At 72.9% G+C, this 16937-nt stretch carries 11 protein-coding genes; 1 reads left to right on the forward strand and 10 read right to left on the reverse strand.

The genetic code is table 11. The features are described 5' to 3' along the window. Positions 1–45 precede the first annotated feature (45 nt). The 10 genes from OOK31_RS09005 to OOK31_RS09050 all read right to left on the reverse strand — a co-directional run bounded on the left by OOK31_RS09005 (position 46) and on the right by OOK31_RS09050 (position 14964). Positions 46–618 (reverse strand): GNAT family N-acetyltransferase, encoded by a 573-nt coding sequence (locus OOK31_RS09005; protein ID WP_267011911.1) that lies wholly within the window; start codon positions 616–618, stop codon positions 46–48. 95 nt (positions 619–713) lie between these two features. Then, on the reverse strand, positions 714–1559 hold the full coding sequence (locus OOK31_RS09010) for a GNAT family N-acetyltransferase (protein WP_267011912.1): 846 nt from the start codon (positions 1557–1559) through the stop codon (positions 714–716). Positions 1560–1697: 138 nt separating this feature from the next. Beyond that, complete coding sequence (gene ispG, locus OOK31_RS09015; RefSeq protein ID WP_267011913.1) at positions 1698–2855, reverse strand: flavodoxin-dependent (E)-4-hydroxy-3-methylbut-2-enyl-diphosphate synthase; 1158 nt, start codon at positions 2853–2855, stop codon at positions 1698–1700. Between the two features lie 176 nt (positions 2856–3031). After that, entirely contained in the window at positions 3032–4333 is a 1302-nt protein-coding gene (locus OOK31_RS09020; protein WP_267011914.1) for an RIP metalloprotease, read from the reverse strand. Beyond that, positions 4330–5583: a 1-deoxy-D-xylulose-5-phosphate reductoisomerase gene (dxr, locus tag OOK31_RS09025; RefSeq protein WP_267011915.1), complete on the reverse strand. Its 1254-nt coding sequence runs from the start codon at positions 5581–5583 to the stop codon at positions 4330–4332. Before dxr ends, OOK31_RS09020 begins: the two co-directional genes overlap by 4 nt. A gap of 21 nt (positions 5584–5604) precedes the next feature. Beyond that, the gene (locus OOK31_RS09030) at positions 5605–6918 is read right to left on the reverse strand and encodes a hypothetical protein (protein ID WP_267011916.1); all 1314 of its coding nucleotides are present in this window, start codon (positions 6916–6918) and stop codon (positions 5605–5607) included. Positions 6919–7005: 87 nt separating this feature from the next. Beyond that, positions 7006–8958 carry an acyl-CoA dehydrogenase family protein gene (locus OOK31_RS09035; protein ID WP_267011917.1) on the reverse strand — a complete coding sequence of 651 codons (1953 nt, stop codon included), beginning with the start codon at positions 8956–8958 and terminating at the stop codon, positions 7006–7008. Between the two features lie 191 nt (positions 8959–9149). Next, on the reverse strand, positions 9150–10595 hold the full coding sequence (locus tag OOK31_RS09040) for an aldehyde dehydrogenase family protein (RefSeq protein WP_267011918.1): 1446 nt from the start codon (positions 10593–10595) through the stop codon (positions 9150–9152). A 209-nt stretch (positions 10596–10804) separates the two neighbouring features. Then, positions 10805–12385, reverse strand: a complete 1581-nt coding sequence (locus tag OOK31_RS09045) for a PucR family transcriptional regulator (RefSeq protein ID WP_267011919.1) — start codon at positions 12383–12385, stop codon at positions 10805–10807. Positions 12386–12516: 131 nt separating this feature from the next. Further along, positions 12517–14964, reverse strand: a complete 2448-nt coding sequence (locus OOK31_RS09050) for an ATP/GTP-binding protein (RefSeq protein ID WP_267011920.1) — start codon at positions 14962–14964, stop codon at positions 12517–12519. A 251-nt stretch (positions 14965–15215) separates the two neighbouring features. Here OOK31_RS09050 and gabT point away from each other — a divergent pair, with 251 nt between their 5' ends. Next, positions 15216–16550, forward strand: coding sequence for a 4-aminobutyrate--2-oxoglutarate transaminase (gene gabT, locus OOK31_RS09055; protein ID WP_267011921.1), 1335 nt, complete (start codon positions 15216–15218; stop codon positions 16548–16550). Positions 16551–16937 lie beyond the last annotated feature (387 nt).

Raw genomic sequence — 16937 nt, forward strand, 5'->3', positions numbered from 1 at the left:
CCGGGGCCCGCCGGGCCGGTGGAAATGGCCCGCGAAAGCAGGATGTCAGGGCCTGCGCAGGGGCAGCGGCGCGCCCATGACGGCGTACGGGAGGCCCGCGCTCGGGAAGTGGACCTTGCGGGCCAGGTCCGTGTAGCCGAGGGCGGCGTAGAGGCCGCGGGCGGGGCTGTCGGTGTCGATGGCGGAGAGGATGGAGCGCGGCTCGGCGGCGCTGTCGGTGATCCGGGTGATGAGGGCGCGGCCGACGCCGCGGCCCTGGAAGCCGGGGTGGACGTGCAGTTCGGTGATCACGAAGGAGTCGTCGAGCCAGTCGTCGACGCCGCCGGCCCGGAGGTAGGGCTCGACGATGGTGGACCACCAGTGGGCGCGGTCGTTGGGCATCCCGTACACGAAGCCGGCGAGGGCGCCGTCGTCGGTGTGGGCGCCGAGCGCGCGGGCGCCGGGGCAGGTCATGTGGCGCTGGACGATGTAGCGCCGGATGCCGATCTCCTCCTCGCTGAGCCCGAAGGCCACGGCCTGCACGCGCAGGGCCTCGTCCACGCGGGCGGCGAGGTCCAGGGGGGCGATGCGGAGGCCGGCGGGCCGTGCGGGGTCGTCGCCCCCGGGAGTAGGCAGCATGCGGCGACCTTACTTCGGGGTACGGGCGGTCCGGTACGGGTTCCGGTGCGAAAGCGGCCACGGCGGCGCCGCGGGGCGCCGGGCGGGCGGGACGGTCAGAACAGCACGCTCATGAAGGCGCCGACCTCGCGGAAGCCGACGCGCCGGTAGGAGGCGCGGGCCGCGGTGTTGAAGTCGTTGACGTAGAGGCTGACCACGGGTGCCACGTCGCGCAGCGCGTACGCGACGACGGCGGCCATGCCGGTCTCCGAGTGGCCGCGGCCCCGGAACTCGGGGTCCACCCAGACGCCCTGGATCTGGCAGGCGCGGGGGGTGGCGGCGCCGATCTCGGCCTTGAAGACGACCTTGCCGTTCTCGATGCGGGCGAAGGAGCGGCCGGCGCCGACGAGCTCGGCGACGCGGGCCTGGTAGAGCAGCCCGCCGTCGCCGGCGAGCGGGGAGATGCCGACCTCTTCGGTGAACATGGCCACGCAGGCGGGCATGATCAGGTCCATCTCGTCCTTGCGGATGCGGCGGACGAGGGGGTCGGCGGCGATCTCGGCGGACGGCTGCTCGATGGTCATGAGCGGCTGGTGGGAGCGGACGTCGCGGGCCGGTCCCCAGGTGGGCTCCAGGAGCTTCCACAGCAGCCGGGTGGCCTCGGCGGGGCCGACGATGGAGGAGCAGCGGCGGCCGGTGCGGCGGGCGCGGTCGGCGAAGGCGCGTACGGCGTCGGGTCCGGCGCAGGCGGGGACCAGGTTGGCGCCGGCGTAGCACAGGGAGCGCAGCTCGCCGTCGGCGTACCAGCCCCACATCTCGCCGCCCAGGCGCCACGGGTCGAGTCCGGCGACCTGGACCCGGGAGGTGATGAAGGCGTTCTCGACCGGCTCGCGTCCGAGGATGTCGAGCGCGGCGTCGAGATCACTGGGCTCAAGGACCCGGGTGGTGGTCTGCGTCAACACTGGGGCCTCACCATGCAAGTCTGCTGATCCCCGAACTGTACCCGGAGCTCCCTGAGGATGCCTGGTCCCACGGGTCACGAAAAGACTCCGGCCCTGCCCCCGAGCTGCGGGAACAGGGCCGGGCGCGGCGGGTGGGCGTCAGACGCCGATGGCGACGGTGGGCTCGCCGGACATGACGCCGTCCTTCTCCATCTGCTCGGCGATCTTCATCGCCTCTTCGATGAGGGTCTCCACGATCTTCGACTCGGGGACGGTCTTGATGACCTCGCCCTTCACGAAGATCTGGCCCTTGCCGTTGCCGGAGGCGACGCCGAGGTCGGCCTCGCGGGCCTCGCCGGGGCCGTTGACGACGCAGCCCATGACCGCGACGCGCAGCGGGACCTCCATGCCCTCCAGGCCCGCCGTGACCTCCTCGGCCAGCTTGTAGACGTCGACCTGGGCGCGTCCGCAGGACGGGCAGGAGACGATCTCCAGGCGGCGCGGCTTGAGGTTGAGCGACTCCAGGATCTGGTTGCCGACCTTGACCTCCTCGACCGGCGGCGCGGAGAGGGAGACGCGGATGGTGTCGCCGATGCCCTCGGAGAGCAGCGCGCCGAAGGCGACGGCGGACTTGATGGTGCCCTGGAAGGCGGGGCCTGCCTCGGTGACGCCGAGGTGCAGCGGGTAGTCGCAGGCGGCGGCGAGCTGGCGGTAGGCGTTGACCATGACGACCGGGTCGTTGTGCTTGACCGAGATCTTGATGTCGCCGAAGCCGTGCTCCTCGAAGAGGGAGGCCTCCCAGAGCGCGGACTCGACCAGTGCCTCGGGGGTGGCCTTGCCGTACTTCTTGAGCAGTCGGGCGTCGAGGGAGCCGGCGTTGACGCCGATGCGGATCGGGGTGCCGGTGTCCTTGGCGGCCCGAGCGATCTCCTTGACCTTGTCGTCGAACTGCTTGATGTTGCCCGGGTTCACGCGGACGGCGGCGCAGCCGGCTTCGATCGCGGCGAACACGTACTTGGGCTGGAAGTGGATGTCGGCGATGACCGGGATCTGCGACTTCTTCGCGATGACGGCCAGCGCGTCGGCGTCGTCCTGGGTCGGGCAGGCGACGCGGACGATGTTGCAGCCGGAGGCGGTCAGCTCGGCGATCTGCTGCAGGGTGGCGCCGATGTCGGAAGTCCGGGTCGTGGTCATCGACTGCACCGAGATGGGCGCGTCGCCGCCGACGGCGACGGACCCGACGTGGATCTTGCGGCTGACCCTGCGGTCGGCAAGCTTCGTCGGCACGGCCGGCATTCCGAGTGAGATGGCAGTCATCTGCTGTGCAACCCCAAGGTGTGGATCGAGGTCCCGATGTCGGCGGGCTCCAGCCTTCGAGATTACGCCAATGCGTGCGTACCCCTCGCATCCGAGGGGGGTCCGCCACCCGAACGTAGGGAGCCGGGCACGCATCGTGCCCGGCTCCCGTGCCGGCGGCGTAGAGACCGGTACTACTAGCTGATCTTGATCGGGTTGACCACGTCCGCGACGAGCACCAGCAGGGTGAAGGCGACGAAGACTCCGGCCACCACGTACGCGGCGGGCATCAGCTTCGCCACGTCGAACGGGCCGGGGTCGGCGCGGCGGAAGATCCGGGCCACGTGGCGCCGCAGCGACTCCCACAGGGCGCCGGCGATGTGTCCGCCGTCCAGCGGCAGCAGGGGCAGCATGTTGAACAGGAACAGCGAGAGGTTGAACATCCCGAGGACCTGGAAGAGGATCGCCGCCCGCTGTTCGCTGGGCAGGTCCAGGGCCGCGATGTCGCTGCTCATCCGGGCCGCGCCGACGATGCCCATCGGGGAGTCCTGCTCGCGCTCGCCGCCACTGAAGGCCGCGTTCCACAGGGCGGGGATCTTGGCGGGGAGCTTGACCAGGCCCTGGACGCTGCTGTCGACGATCTCGCCCATGTGGTTCACGGACTCGCCGAAGGACAGGGCCGCGATCTCGCTCTTGGGGCTGAAGCCGAGCCAGCCGGCGGTGACGTACTCGCCCTTGACGTAGCCGCCGTGGCCGTCGGTCCTGGCGACCTTGTTCTCGATGAGGGTGACGGGCACGTCGAGCTGCCGTCCGTCGCGGACGACGGTGACGGTGGCGGGGCCGACGGTGTCGCGGATCTTCTTCTGGAGGGCGGCCCAGTCGGCCACCTTCCTGCCGTTGAAGGCGACGATCCGGTCGTCCGCCCGCAGGTCCGCCTTCTTCGCCGGGGCGACCGGGTCGGTTTCCTTGCAGACCTCGCGCTTCTCGCTCTGCTGGATGACGCAGGGCGAGACGCTCGCGATCTGGGTGGTGGTCCGGTTGATCCCGAAGGTCATCCAGACCCCGAAGAAGATCGCCAGGGCGAGCACCAGGTTCATGAAGGGCCCGGCGAACATCACGATCACGCGCTTCCAGGGCTTGCGCGTGTAGAAGAGGCGCGTCTCGTCCCCGGGCTGGAGCTCCTCGTAGGCCGCCGAGCGGGCGTCCTCGATCATCGACCGGAACGGTGAGGTGGAGCGGGCGGTGACCTTGCCGTCCTCGCCGGGCGGGAACATCCCGATCATGCGGATGTAGCCGCCCATCGGGATGGCCTTGATGCCGTACTCGGTCTCGCCCCGCTTGCGCGACCACAGGGTCCGGCCGAAGCCGACCATGTACTGGGGCACGCGGATGCCGAAGAGCTTGGCCGTGGAGAGGTGGCCGAGCTCGTGCCAGGCGATCGAGAAGAGCAGTCCGCCCACGAAGACGAGCACACCGATCAGGTTCAGCACCAGCGTCATGCGCCCGCCTCCACGGCGGCCCGTGCCGCCATCTCCCGTGCCCGGGCCCTGGCCCAGGTCTCCGCTTCGAGGACGTCCGCGACCGTCAGGGAAGTTCCCGACTCCGGCGTTCCGTGCTCGTCGACCACGGCAGAGACGGTATCCATGATTGCTGTGAACGGCAGCCGACCGGCCAGGAAGGCTTCCACGCACTCCTCGTTCGCCGCATTGAACACGGCGGGCGCGGTGCCGCCGAGGGTGCCGACGTGGCGGGCCAGGTCCACGGCCGGGAAGGCCTCGGTGTCCAGCGGGAAGAACTCCCAGCTCGACGCCTTGGTCCAGTCGAAGGCGGGGGCCGCGTCCGGGATCCGCTCGGGCCAGCCGAGGCCGATCGCGATGGGGCCGCGCATGTCGGGCGGGGTGGCCTGGGCGAGGGTGGAGCCGTCGGTGAACTCGACCATGGAGTGCACGTACGACTGGGGGTGGACCACGACCTCGATGCGGTCGAAGGGGATGTCGTAGAGCAGGTGCGCCTCGATGACCTCCAGCCCCTTGTTGACCAGGGTCGCGGAGTTCACGGTGATGACCGGGCCCATGGCCCAGGTGGGGTGCGCGAGGGCGTCCTCGACGGTGACCGAGGCCAGCTCGGCGCGGCTGCGCCCGCGGAAGGGCCCGCCGGAGGCGGTGACGACGAGCTTGCGCACGTCGGCGCGGGTGCCGGCGGCCAGCGCCTGGAAGAGCGCGGCGTGCTCGGAATCGACCGGGATGATCTGGCCGGGCCGCGCGAGGGCCTTCACCAGGGGGCCGCCGACGATCAGCGACTCCTTGTTGGCGAGGGCGAGGGTGCGGCCGGCGCGCAGCGCGGCGAGGGTCGGTGCGAGGCCGATGGAGCCGGTGATGCCGTTGAGGACGGTGTGGCACGCGGAGGCGGCGAGTTCGGTGGCCGCGTCGGGCCCGGCCAGGATCTCCGGCAGCGGCTCCGAGGGGCCGTACTGGGCGCTCAGCGCCTCCTTCAGGGCCGGTACGACGTCCTCGCGGGCCACGGCCACGGCCTCGACGCGCAGCAGCCGGGCCTGCTCGGCGAGCAGGCCGACGCGCCCGCCGGCGGCCGACAGCGCGGTGACCCGGAAGCGGTCCGGGTTGCGCAGGGCCAGGTCGATGGCCTGGGTGCCGATGGATCCGGTCGACCCGAGGATGACGATGTCCCGGCGGCCGGCCGCGGCGTCGAAGAGGAGGTGCGGGTCGGCGAGGGGGGCTGGACTGTCGCTCATGCCCCCCATTGTTGCCGCAACTCAGGGACGGTTGGACACGGAGTCCCCGTCCGTGACGCGCGCGAGGAGTTCGGGGAGCGTTCCGGCGAAGTCGGGGAGCGCGCGGGCGGCCCGCCACCAGGCCCGGGGGTCGTCCCCGAGGGCCTCGTCGAACAGCCGGTCGGCCTCCGCCCGGGCGGCGAGGACGGCGGCCGGGTGGTCGTGGCGGTCCGGGTGGCCTATGTCGCCGAGCCACTGGTCCTCGTCCAGGGCCCAGCAGGCGGGGACCTTGTGCCGGACCACGTCGGCGCCGGTGAGCAGGGAGCGGTCCAGGCAGTCACGGACCCAGCGGACGTCCTCGTCGACGGTCTCCATCGGCACGGCGAGGCTGACCAGGGCCAGCTCCCGTTCCCACTCCCCCGTCGGCTCGGCCGTGCCCGGGTCGGGCGCGAGGTGGCGTACGGCGCGGGCCAGCGCCGGGTCGTGGCGTACGGCGCCGGGTGCGGGCGGCGCGCCGGAGGCCAGGGCCGCGGCCAGCTCGGGCAGGGTGCCGCGGAAGGCGGGGGCGCGGCGCGGGAGCTCGGCCCACAGCCGGGGGTCGTCGCCGAGCAGGGGGCGCAGGGCCCGCTGCACGGCCGACTGCATCTCGGCCTGTTCGGGCAGGGTCCAGCGCAGGCCGTGGCCGACGGGGAGGTGGCCCAGGAGCAGGGTGCGGGACGCGGGGGCGACGCAGGAGACGAGTTCGTCGCAGGTCAGCAGCCCGGTGCGCACCGCGCGGACGGCGGGCCGCCACCAGTGGCGGCCGTACGTGTCCCCCGCGCGGGCGTCGAGCAGCCCGAGGCAGGCCTGCCGGGGCAGTGCGCCGACCAGCAGCAGCGCCTCGACGGCGCCGGCCGGCAGGGGCGCGCGGGCGTGCTCGCGCACGAGCTGCTCGGGGTCGAGGAGCTGGTGCGGCATGCGCAGCAGGGTCAGCGGTATCCGGGGGCGGCGGCCGTGCCGGCGGAGCAGGGTGATCAGCTCCGCGGGGGCGAAGGGGCCGGGGCCGGCCTCGCGGAGCAGTTCCGGGGAGGGTCCGGGCCGGGCGGCGTAGCGGGCGGGGCCGGGCAGGCCGGGCAGCGGGCGGCCGACGACGTGGGGGTTGCGGGCGATCCAGTTCCGGTCGGCGTCGGTGCCGTGGCGCAGCAGCAGGGTGACGGCCGAGGCGGGCAGCCACTGGTCGCGGCACAGGTACTTGCGGGTGGTGTCGTCGAGCCGGTGGAGCAGGTCGGTGACGACGTGCTGCGGTGCGTGGCGCAGCAGGTGTGCCACGCACCAGGCCAGCCGTCTGCTGGCCCGGTCCTCCTCGGCCGTCGCCATCGTCCTCGTCCGCCTCGCGCTCGTGCCCGTACCCGTGCCGGTACCCGTACTCGTACATCCGTCCGACTCACTGCCGATGATGGCAGGTCACCGGAGGGGACGGTGCACGTTTTCGTGGGTGGAGGGGCCGGGGGCGGCGTCCGCGATCCACGGGCCGTCGCCCGAGGGGTCGAGGACGCCTTCCTCCAGCCAGGTGTAGGTGCCGCCGAGGACTCCTTCGACGACCTTGCGGTCGAGGTCGTCGGTGTTGGACCACAGGCGGCCGAAGAGCTCCTCGACGCGGAGCCGGGACTGCCGGCAGAAGGCGTCGGCGAGCTGGTAGGCCTCGCGGCCGTGTTCGCCGGCGGCCCGCAGGTGCTCGGCGCGGACGCAGGCGGCGCTCATCGCGAAGAGCTCGGCGCCGATGTCGACGATCCGGCCGAGGAAGCCCTGCTTGGTCTCCATGCGCCCCTGCCAGCGCGACATCGCGTAGAAGGTCGAGCGGGCGAGTTTGCGGGCGCTGCGCTCGACATAGCGCAGGTGGGTGGCGAGGTCGGGGTGGCCGCCCGGGTGGAACTCGCGGTAGGCGCCGGGGAGCTGTCCGGCGCCGGTGGCCAGCTGGGGCAGCCAGCGGGCGTAGAAGCCGGCCGCGCGGGCGCCCGCCCGGGCCTTGTCGCCGAGGTCCTTGTCGGGGTCGATGATGTCCCCGGCGACGGCGAGGTGGGCGTCGACGGCCTCGCGGGCGATCAGCAGGTGCATGATCTCGGTCGAGCCCTCGAAGATCCGGTTGATGCGCAGGTCGCGGAGCATCTGCTCGGCGGGCACGGCCCGCTCCCCGCGGGCGGCCAGCGACTCGGCGGTCTCGAATCCGCGGCCGCCGCGGATCTGGACCAGTTCGTCGGCCATCAGGCAGGCCATCTCGGAGCCGTAGAGCTTGGCGAGGGCGGCTTCGATGCGGATGTCGTTGCGGTCCTCGTCGGCCATCTGGGAGGCGAGGTCGACGACCGCCTCCAGCGCGAAGGTGGTGGCGGCGATGAAGGAGATCTTGGCGCCGACGGCCTCGTGGCGGGCGACGGGGCGGCCCCACTGCTCGCGGACGCCGGACCATTCGCGGGCGATCTTCAGGCACCACTTGCCGGCGCCGACGCACATGGCGGGCAGGGACAGCCGCCCGGTGTTCAGGGTGGTCAGGGCGATCTTGAGGCCGGCTCCCTCGGCGCCGATCCGCTGGCCGGCGGGGACGCGGACCCGGTGGAAGCGGGTGACGCCGTTCTCCAGGCCGCGCAGGCCCATGAAGGCGTTGCGGTGCTCGACGGTGATCCCGGGCGAGTCCGCCTCGACGACGAAGGCGGTGATCCCGCCCCGGTGGCCCTCGCTCTTCGGGACGCGGGCCATGACCACGAGGAGGTCGGCCACGACCCCGTTGGTGGTCCACAGCTTCACCCCGTCCAGGACGTACGCCTCGTCCCCGTCGGGCACGGCCGTGGTGGCCAGGCGGGCCGGGTCGGAGCCGACGTCGGGCTCGGTGAGCAGGAACGCGCTGATGGCGGTGGTGGCGCAGCGCGGCAGGTAGGCGTCCTTCTGCTCCTGCGTGCCGAACATCTTCAGCGGCTGCGGCACGCCGATCGACTGGTGCGCGGAGAGGAGCGCGCCGATGGCGGGGCTGACGGAGCCGACGAGCGCCAGGGCCTTGTTGTAGTAGACCTGGGTGAGTCCGAGGCCCCCGTACTTGGGGTCGATCTTCATGCCGAGGGCGCCGAGCTCCTTGAGCCCGCGGACCGTCTCGTCGGGGATCCGCGCCTCGCGCTCGATGCGGGCGCCGTCGATGTGCGCCTCGCAGAACTCCCGCAGCCGCGCCAGGAAGGCCTCGCCGCGGCGGACGTCCTCGTCGGCGGGGAGCGGGTGGGGGTGGATCAGGTCCAGCCGGAAGCGTCCGAGGAAGAGCTCCTTCGCGAAGCTGGGCTTGCGCCAGTCCTGTTCCCGGGCCGCTTCCGCGACCTGCCGTGCCTCGCGCTCGGTCACCTTGGGCTGTGCGGGCTGTGCGGGCTGTGTCGCTGACATCCGGGTGCTCACCTCGCAGCATCGGGGACTACCGATCGGTGCTACCTGTGAGTCGTACCCGTTTCGCGCACCCGGGAAAAGGCCCGGACGGGTGGGCGGCGGCGAGGGGCGGGAAGAGGGGGAGAAAAGGGGGACGGCCGGAGCCCCCGCACAGTAGGCTCCGGCCGTCGGTCTGTGACCGTACGAGCAGGTCAGATGTCGAGGCCCGTGAGGACCAGGACGCGCTCGTAGGTGTAGTCGTCCATCGCGTAGCGGACGCCCTCGCGGCCCACGCCGGACTGCTTGACGCCGCCGTACGGCATCTGGTCGGCCCGGTAGGAGGGCGCGTCGCCGATGATCACGCCGCCGACCTCCAGCTCGCGGTGGGCGCGGAACGCCACCTGGATGTCGCGGGTGAAGACGCCGGTCTGCAGGCCGAACTTCGAGTCGTTGACGGCGGCGAAGGCCTCGTCGGTGTTCTCGACGCGCAGCAGGGTCAGGACCGGGCCGAAGACCTCTTCGGTGGCGAGCTTCACGCCGGCCGGGACGTCCGCGAGGACGGTCGGCTCGACGGTGGCGCCGTCGCGCTTGCCGCCGGTGAGCAGCTTGGCGCCGGCGGAGACGGCTTCCTCGACCCAGGTCTCGACGCGCTTGGCGGCGTCCTCGGAGACGAGGGGGCCGACGTCGGTGGCGTCGTCGGACGGGTCGCCGGTGACCTGGGCGCGGACCTTCTCGACGACCTTCTCGGCGAGGCGGTCGTAGACGGAGGCGTCGGCGATCACGCGCTGCACGGAGATGCAGGACTGGCCGGCCTGGTAGTTCGAGAAGGTCGCGATACGGGTCGCGGCCCAGTCGAGGTCGGCCTCGGAGGACCAGTCGGCGAGGACCACGGCCGCGGCGTTGCCGCCGAGCTCCAGGGTGCAGTGCTTGTGGGGCACCGACTGCTGGATGGCGTAGCCGACGGTGTCGGAGCCGGTGAAGGAGATGACGGGCAGGCGCTCGTCCTTGACCAGGGCCGGCATCTTGTCGTTGGCGACGGGGAGCACGGACCAGGAACCGGCCGGGAGGTCGGTCTCGGCGAGCAGCTCGCCGAGGATCAGACCGGACAGCGGGGTGGCCGGGGCCGGCTTCAGGATGATCGGCGCGCCGACGGCGATGGCGGGGGCCACCTTGTGGGCGCACAGGTTCAGCGGGAAGTTGAACGGCGCGATGCCGAGGACCGGGCCCTTGACGAAGCGGCGGGTCAGGGCCAGGCGGCCGGTGCCGCCGGCGTCGGTGTCCAGGCGCTGGGCGTCCCCGCCGTTGAAGCGGCGGGCCTCTTCGGCGGCGAAGCGGAACACGGACACGGCACGGCCGACCTCGCCGCGCGCCCACTTGACGGGCTTGCCGTTCTCCGCGGAGATCACCTGGGCGATCTCCTCGGTGCGCTCGGCGAGCCGCTTCGAGACGTGGTCCAGGGCCGCGGCCCGCACGTGGGCGGGGGTCGCGGAGAACTCCGCCGTCACGGCGTACGCCGCGGCCACGGCCTCTTCGACCTGGGCGTCGGTGGGCACGCTGACCGTGCCGACCAGCCGGCCGTCCCACGGGTTGTGGACGTCGAAGCTGTCCTCGCCGGAGGCCTGGCGGCCGGCGAGCCAGAAGGCGTGGGTGGAAGTCATGCGAATCCCGGCCCTTCGGATTGTGCGGTCCTTGTCCCCACCACCGTAGGACTCCGCCGGGCATTCGGTGTTTGTCCGGCATGGAGCACCTCTCCGGCGCCCTTCGCCGCTTTGTCAGTGTCGCCCTCGCGCGGGGCGTGCCGGGCGGGATGTCCGGCGGGGCTGTGGCGGGGCTGCGTCCTGGGCTGCGGCGGGGCTGTGACCTGGGGCTACGGCGTGGTTCCGGCGGCCTTCAGGGCGAGCCAGAGCTCCATGCGGACGTCCGGGTCGTCCAGGGAGCGGCCGAGGATCTCCTCGACGCGCTTCATCCGGTAGCGCAGCGTGTGCCGGTGGACGCCCAGGTCGGCGGCCGCCGCGTCCCACTGCCCGTGCCGGGAGAGCCAGGCCTGGAGGGAGGCCACCAGGTCGCCGCGGCCGGTCGCGTCGTGCTCCCGCAGGGCCCGCAGGGTGCCGTCCGCGAAGGCCCGTACGGCGTCGTCGGCGAGCAGCGGCAGGACCGACCCGGCCGCCAGGTCCTCGTGCTCGACCAGCGGCCGGCCGCGGCGCCGGGCCACGGCCAGGGCCTGGTCGGCCTGTTTGAAGGCGGCGGCCACTCCCGCCGGGCCGGCCGCCGCCGACAGCCCCACCACCAGTTCGTCGGGCTCCGGGCCGGTCGCCTCCCGGCCGCGCCGGGACTCCAGCGCCTCGGCGTGGTCGGCGCAGGCCTGTACGGCGGAGCCCCCGTCGGCGGCGAGGACCACCAGCCGCCCGGGCTCCGGCACCACCAGCAGGGTCTCCCCCGTGCGGGCCGCCGCCGACTCCACGGCGTCGGCGAGCAGTGCCAGCCCCTCCGGCTGGGCGGTGCCCGGCAGGGCCGGCTCGGCGACGATGATCCGGAACGGCTCCTCCAGCAGCCCCCCGTACAGGTCGCCCGCCACGGCCCGGGCGTGCTCCGCCTGCCCCTCGAGCAGCATCCGCAGCACGGCCGCCCCCAGCCGGGACTCCGCGTCGTGCAGGGCGCGCGAACGCTCCGTGGTCAGGGTCAGCAGGGCGACGGCGGAGTGCACCGCGTACCGCTCGGCGGTGCCCAGGGGGGCGCCGGTCCCCACGGCCAGGGCGCCGCGCGCCCGCCGCCCGGTGCCGAGCGACTGGAGCTCGACCCGGTCCTCGGAGCCGCCGACCACCGCGCTCGCGGGCGCGGGCCGCTCCCGTAGCCGCTCCACGTCCGGGGTGAGCCGGGCGGCCCGGCGCGCCGCCCAGTCGGGGGCGGCGGCGACGACGGCGCCCGAGGTGTCGTAGAGCGCGGCCCAGCCGTGCACGTGGGCCGCGAGCTTCGCCAGCAGGTCGGCCGGCCCGTCGGCGGACAGCGCGGCCCGGGTCAGCTCCCGCTGCGCCTCGAAGCCGGCCGTCACGGCCCGGTACTGGTCGGCGGCGAGCGCGGCGGAGACGGCCTTGCTGATGGCGAGGAACGGGGTCCGCCGGGGCACCTCCAGCAGCGGCAGGTCCTCCTCGCGCGCGGCTTCGACCAGCGCGTCGGGGATCGCCTCGTAGTTGACTCCGACGGCGAAGCCGATGCCGACGACCCCGGCGGCCGCGAGGCGCCGTACGTAACGGCGCATCTCCTCGGGGTCCTCCGCGTCCAGCTTCATCGCCGTGACGAGCAGCAGCTCGCCGCCCTCCATGTACGGGACGGGGTCCGCGAGCTCGCTGACGTGCGCCCAGCGCACGGGGGTGTCGAGGCGGCTCTCCCCGGCCCGGACGCTGAGCTTGAGCGCCGAGTGCTGGACGAGCGAGGCAAGGGTGAGCGGCATCGGGTACCAGGGGCCTAACGCGGGGAGAGGAGCAGAACAGAGCGAGAAGAAGGAAACGGGACCGGGCTGCGCGCATTTCGCCGTGTCGTATGAACGGCCCCTCCCGATTCTGCCACCCCGTACGAATCCCCTCAGCTCGTCCCGGCCAGCCGGAGCAGCAGGGGGGCGACCTGCTCCCCGCGCACGGACGTCAGGGAGAGCACCGCGTGCCCCGGCGGCACGGTGTTGGCGAGGGCCGAGGCCGACCACCGTTCGCGCTCCACCTGCCGGACCGTGACCGCGTCGGTGCTGACCGCCTTGCCGGTGATCAGCTTGCGCACCATGTGCACGACCCGGGTGAAGGGCCGGTCGGCGTAGACGGCCCTGCTGGTGACGTCCCGCGTCTCGACCAGTTCGGTGCCCCAGGCGTCGGCGAACCACTTGCCGTCCCAGGTGGTGACACCGGAGAAGGCCATCCGGCAGCCGACCGCCCCGAGCAGCGGGGTACGCAGCGCTTCGGGTACGTCGTCCAGGGAACGCAACGCCAGCAGGACACCGGCGTTCGCCGAGCGCAACCGCTGCACGCCACGCACGGCCTCGGGAGTGAGGGTGTGCGAGGCGTCGTCGAGGGCGAGGAAGGCGAAGAGGGAGCGGTCCGTACGGGCCGCCGCGGATGCGGTGAACTGTGCGAGCAGAAGCCGTGCCAGCAGACGGGAGGCATCGGGGTGGCCTCGCTCGGGCAGGTCCACGCGGACCCGGACGGGATGTTCAAGGGCGCGCAAGGAGAAGGGGCGCCCGGTTCCGCTGGTGTCGAAGAACCCGTGGAAGGCAGGCCGGTCGAGCAGCGCCACCCGGTCTGCCAGGGCTGCCCCCGGGTCGCCGTGGCCGCCGTGATGGCGGGCGCGGGCGTCGAGCTCGCGCAGCATGGACTGCTGCCCCGTCGCCTCCAGCTCCTGGCGCAGCGCACCGACGGCGGCGGGCAGCAGGTCGAGCAGGGCACGCAGCTCGGGCACGGCGGGGAAGCGGCCGTACGCGGCCCGGAAGGGGCCGAGGAGCTGGGCGAGGGCTGTGGCAGCGCGGCGCACGTCGAGTCCCGGCAGGTCCCCGACGAAGGCTTCGGCGAGCAGCGAGGCAGCCTCGTCGGGGTCGGCCGTACCGCCGTAGAGGTCGAGGTCGTGGACGGACGCGGGATCGCCGGGACGGACCACGATGTCGTAGGCCTCGTCAGGGCCGAGCCTGGCCCCGACGCCGCCGACGGCGATCAGGGCCGCTTCCCCGGCGAGGGCCTGGAGGGCCAGCGATTCCACCACCGGCCGGATGAGCAGGCTGGTCTTGCCGGCGCCCGAGGGGCCGACGGCGAGCAGCGAGGTACCGAGAACCCCGGGGTCGAGGGCCATTGCGGTCCCGCGCCGTTCGTCGGGGTTGGGCGCGGTATCGGCGACGCGGCCCAGGCGGACCTGCGCGACAGCCAGGTCGTGGCGGGCCGTGCGCGCGGGCAGGTCGCGGGCGCCCGAGGGGTGCCCGCAGGCCCCCGCGCCCTTGTCCCGCACGGCTGAGGCGAAGGCGGTGCCGCGGGAGGGATCGGCCCGTACGGAAGCCCAGGCACGGCGGATCCGTGCGAGGTCGACGTCGTTCATGCGGCCCGCTTCCGCCTCGGCGGCCAGCCGGTCCGCAGCCTCTCCCAGCCCGGCGGCACGCAGCTGCGGCCAGCCGACCGGGTCCTGCGGGCTGCCCGGTACCACGGTGGGGACTTCGGCCGCAGGAGGTCCGGCCGGGGCGAAGAGGCCCGCCAGCAACGGTGCCCAGCCGCCGAGGCGGGCGAAGACGAGGAGGACCGGGAGGTAGATGAGGGCGTAGAGGAGATACGTGACCACCGTGCTGGCCGTGCTGCCGAGCTCGGCGTACGGCAGGTGCCCGAAGGCCAGCGGGTAGACCGAGAGGGTCTCGCTGTCGATCAGCAGCACCACCACGAAGGCCCCGACGGCCGCGCCCAGGGCCCGATACCACGGACCGCGGTCGGCGATCAGGCGGTCGAAGGCGGCCCGCCAGCCACCGACCTTGGCGAACCCGAGGAACATGCCGACGGTGACCAGCAACTCGTAGAGCTCGAGGGCCGCCATGCCCCGGTGGTCCTTCGGGGCGGGCGTGAGATCGCCGGTCCACCAGGCGTCGGGGGTGAAGAAGTAGAGGGGGCTGCCGAGGAAGGGCAGGTTGCCGTCGAGGAAGAGCTGCCAGCACACGAAGTAGACGAGGAAGGCGATGACGACCCGGGTCAGCACCGCGCGATCGGCGCCGACGGGCTTCGGCAGGACCGGCTGGTAGGCGAAGCGCCAGATGCCCGGCTCCGCCGCCGGGCGGGGGGTGCGCAGCCAGGCCACGAACTGCGACCCGGCGGACGGCGGAGCCGCTGCCCCTGCCCCGTTCCCCACGCCCGGGGCGTGGGCGGGCGGTCCCGGCGGCGCCACGGGCGGTCGGGGCGGCATCGGCGGCGGCCCGGCCGGTCGCGGCACCTGGGGTCCGGCGACCGCCGCGTCGGGCGGTCCGCCGTAGGTGCCGTGACCCTGCCCCTGGTCGTGGCCTCGCGTCCCGTCGGTGTCCATGAACCCCTGCCCCCTGCCCGTTCCCTGTCGTACGCCGCGCCCCGCGCGCCGCTCAATCTAGTGGCCGCCACCGCCCCGCGACCCGTACCCCCGCATGATCCACAACTCGCGTCCCGCGTCCTTCCTATGGCCGTCACGGACAAGGACACGCCGGGACCACTCCCGAACGGAGCATGCCTTACCCCCTCCCCCGGGCCTAGCCTGCGGACAAAGACACAAGTGCGTCCGAAAACACCCCCCAGGAGCCCTCTATGACCGCTGTCCCGCAGGAGCGCCGCATCGTCACCGCGATCCCCGGCCCCAAGTCGCAGGAGCTGCAGGCCCGTCGTCTCGGCGTGGTGGCCGGTGGCGTGGGCTCCGTGCTCCCCGTCTTCACGGCCCGCGCGGGCGGCGGCATCATCGAGGACGTCGACGGCAACCGCCTGATCGACTTCGGTTCCGGCATTGCCGTGACCTCGGTCGGCGCCTCCGCCGAGGCCGTCGTGCGCCGCGCCTCCGCGCAGCTCGCCGACTTCACGCACACCTGCTTCATGGTCACCCCCTACGAGGGCTACGTCGAGGTCTGCGAGGCCCTCGCCGAGCTGACCCCGGGCGACCACGCGAAGAAGTCGGCCCTGTTCAACTCCGGCGCCGAGGCCGTCGAGAACGCCGTCAAGATCGCCCGTTCGTACACCAAGCGCCAGGCCGTCGTCGTCTTCGACCACGGCTACCACGGCCGCACGAACCTCACGATGGCGCTGACCTCGAAGAACATGCCGTACAAGCAGGGCTTCGGGCCGTTCGCGCCCGAGGTCTACCGCGTCCCGGTCGCCTACGGCTACCGCTGGCCCACCGGCGCCGAGAACTGCGGTCCCGAGGCCGCCGCCCAGGCGATCGACCAGATCACCAAGCAGATCGGCGCCGACAACGTCGCCGCGATCATCATCGAGCCGGTCCTCGGCGAAGGCGGCTTCATCGAGCCGGCCAAGGGCTTCCTGCCGGCGATCGTGAAGTTCGCCAACGACAACGGCATCGTCTTCGTCGCCGACGAGATCCAGTCGGGCTTCTGCCGTACCGGCCAGTGGTTCGCGTGTGAGGACGAGGGCATCGTCCCGGACCTGATCACCACCGCCAAGGGCATCGCGGGCGGTCTGCCGCTCGCCGCCGTGACGGGCCGCGCCGAGATCATGGACTCCGCCCACGCGGGTGGCCTGGGCGGCACCTACGGCGGCAACCCGGTGGCGTGCGCCGGTGCGCTCGGTTCCATCGAGACGATGAAGGAGCTCGACCTCAACGCCGCGGCGAAGAAGATCGAGTCCCTCATGAAGGCCCGCCTGACGGCCATGCAGGAGAAGTACGACATCATCGGCGACATCCGCGGCCGCGGCGCGATGATCGCGATCGAGCTCGTCAAGGACCCGGTCTCCAAGACCCCGTTCCCGGAGGCGGCCTCCGCGCTCGCCAAGGCCTGCCACGCCGAGGGCGTGCTCGTCCTCACCTGTGGCACCTACGGCAACGTGCTCCGCTTCCTCCCGCCGATCGTCATCGGCGAGGACCTGCTGAACGAGGGCCTGGACGTCATCGAGGCCGCTTTCGCGGCCATCTGATCGAACGTCTAGAACGTCCGATCGCAGCGCCCGCCCGGTACCGGCGGTAACGGGCGGGCGCTGTGAAGAACGTGTGGGGGGCCGATGGCGGGAGCGCGTTCCCGCTGTCGGCCCCCCTTCCGTTGGCGTACGGTTTCTGCAGATGAGTGAGACAGACCGTTCCCGGGCAACCGGGGGCGACACCGGTACCGGGCTTCCCCAGCGCCGTACTGGGCATGCGTTCGCGCACACTCCTCGCCGATCGGACGGCCGTTCGCCCCAAACCCCCCGGGGCGCACGGCAACCCGATCCGGGCGGCCGTCCCGGAACCATCCCCCCTGTTCCGGGACGGCCGGCCACTCTCCTCCTCGCGGCCGCGGTCCTCTGCCCGCTCCTCTTCGCCCTGAT

The sequence above is a fragment of the Streptomyces sp. NBC_00249 genome (genome assembly GCF_026342355.1).
In the GTDB taxonomy this organism is placed as follows: domain Bacteria; phylum Actinomycetota; class Actinomycetes; order Streptomycetales; family Streptomycetaceae; genus Streptomyces.

Excerpts from the sequence above, each read along its gene's own strand:
- OOK31_RS09040 (WP_267011918.1), bottom strand. The coding sequence starts at position 10,595 with ATGACTTCCACCCACGCCTTCTGGCTCGCCGGCCGCCAGGCCTCCGGC.
- OOK31_RS09005 (WP_267011911.1), bottom strand. The coding sequence starts at position 618 with ATGCTGCCTACTCCCGGGGGCGACGACCCCGCACGGCCCGCCGGCCTC.
- OOK31_RS09035 (WP_267011917.1), bottom strand. The coding sequence starts at position 8,958 with ATGTCAGCGACACAGCCCGCACAGCCCGCACAGCCCAAGGTGACCGAG.
- ispG (WP_267011913.1), bottom strand. The coding sequence starts at position 2,855 with ATGACTGCCATCTCACTCGGAATGCCGGCCGTGCCGACGAAGCTTGCC.
- OOK31_RS09030 (WP_267011916.1), bottom strand. The coding sequence starts at position 6,918 with ATGGCGACGGCCGAGGAGGACCGGGCCAGCAGACGGCTGGCCTGGTGC.
- gabT (WP_267011921.1), top strand. The coding sequence starts at position 15,216 with ATGACCGCTGTCCCGCAGGAGCGCCGCATCGTCACCGCGATCCCCGGC.
- dxr (WP_267011915.1), bottom strand. The coding sequence starts at position 5,583 with ATGAGCGACAGTCCAGCCCCCCTCGCCGACCCGCACCTCCTCTTCGAC.
- OOK31_RS09045 (WP_267011919.1), bottom strand. The coding sequence starts at position 12,385 with ATGCCGCTCACCCTTGCCTCGCTCGTCCAGCACTCGGCGCTCAAGCTC.
- OOK31_RS09020 (WP_267011914.1), bottom strand. The coding sequence starts at position 4,333 with ATGACGCTGGTGCTGAACCTGATCGGTGTGCTCGTCTTCGTGGGCGGA.
- OOK31_RS09050 (WP_267011920.1), bottom strand. The coding sequence starts at position 14,964 with ATGGACACCGACGGGACGCGAGGCCACGACCAGGGGCAGGGTCACGGC.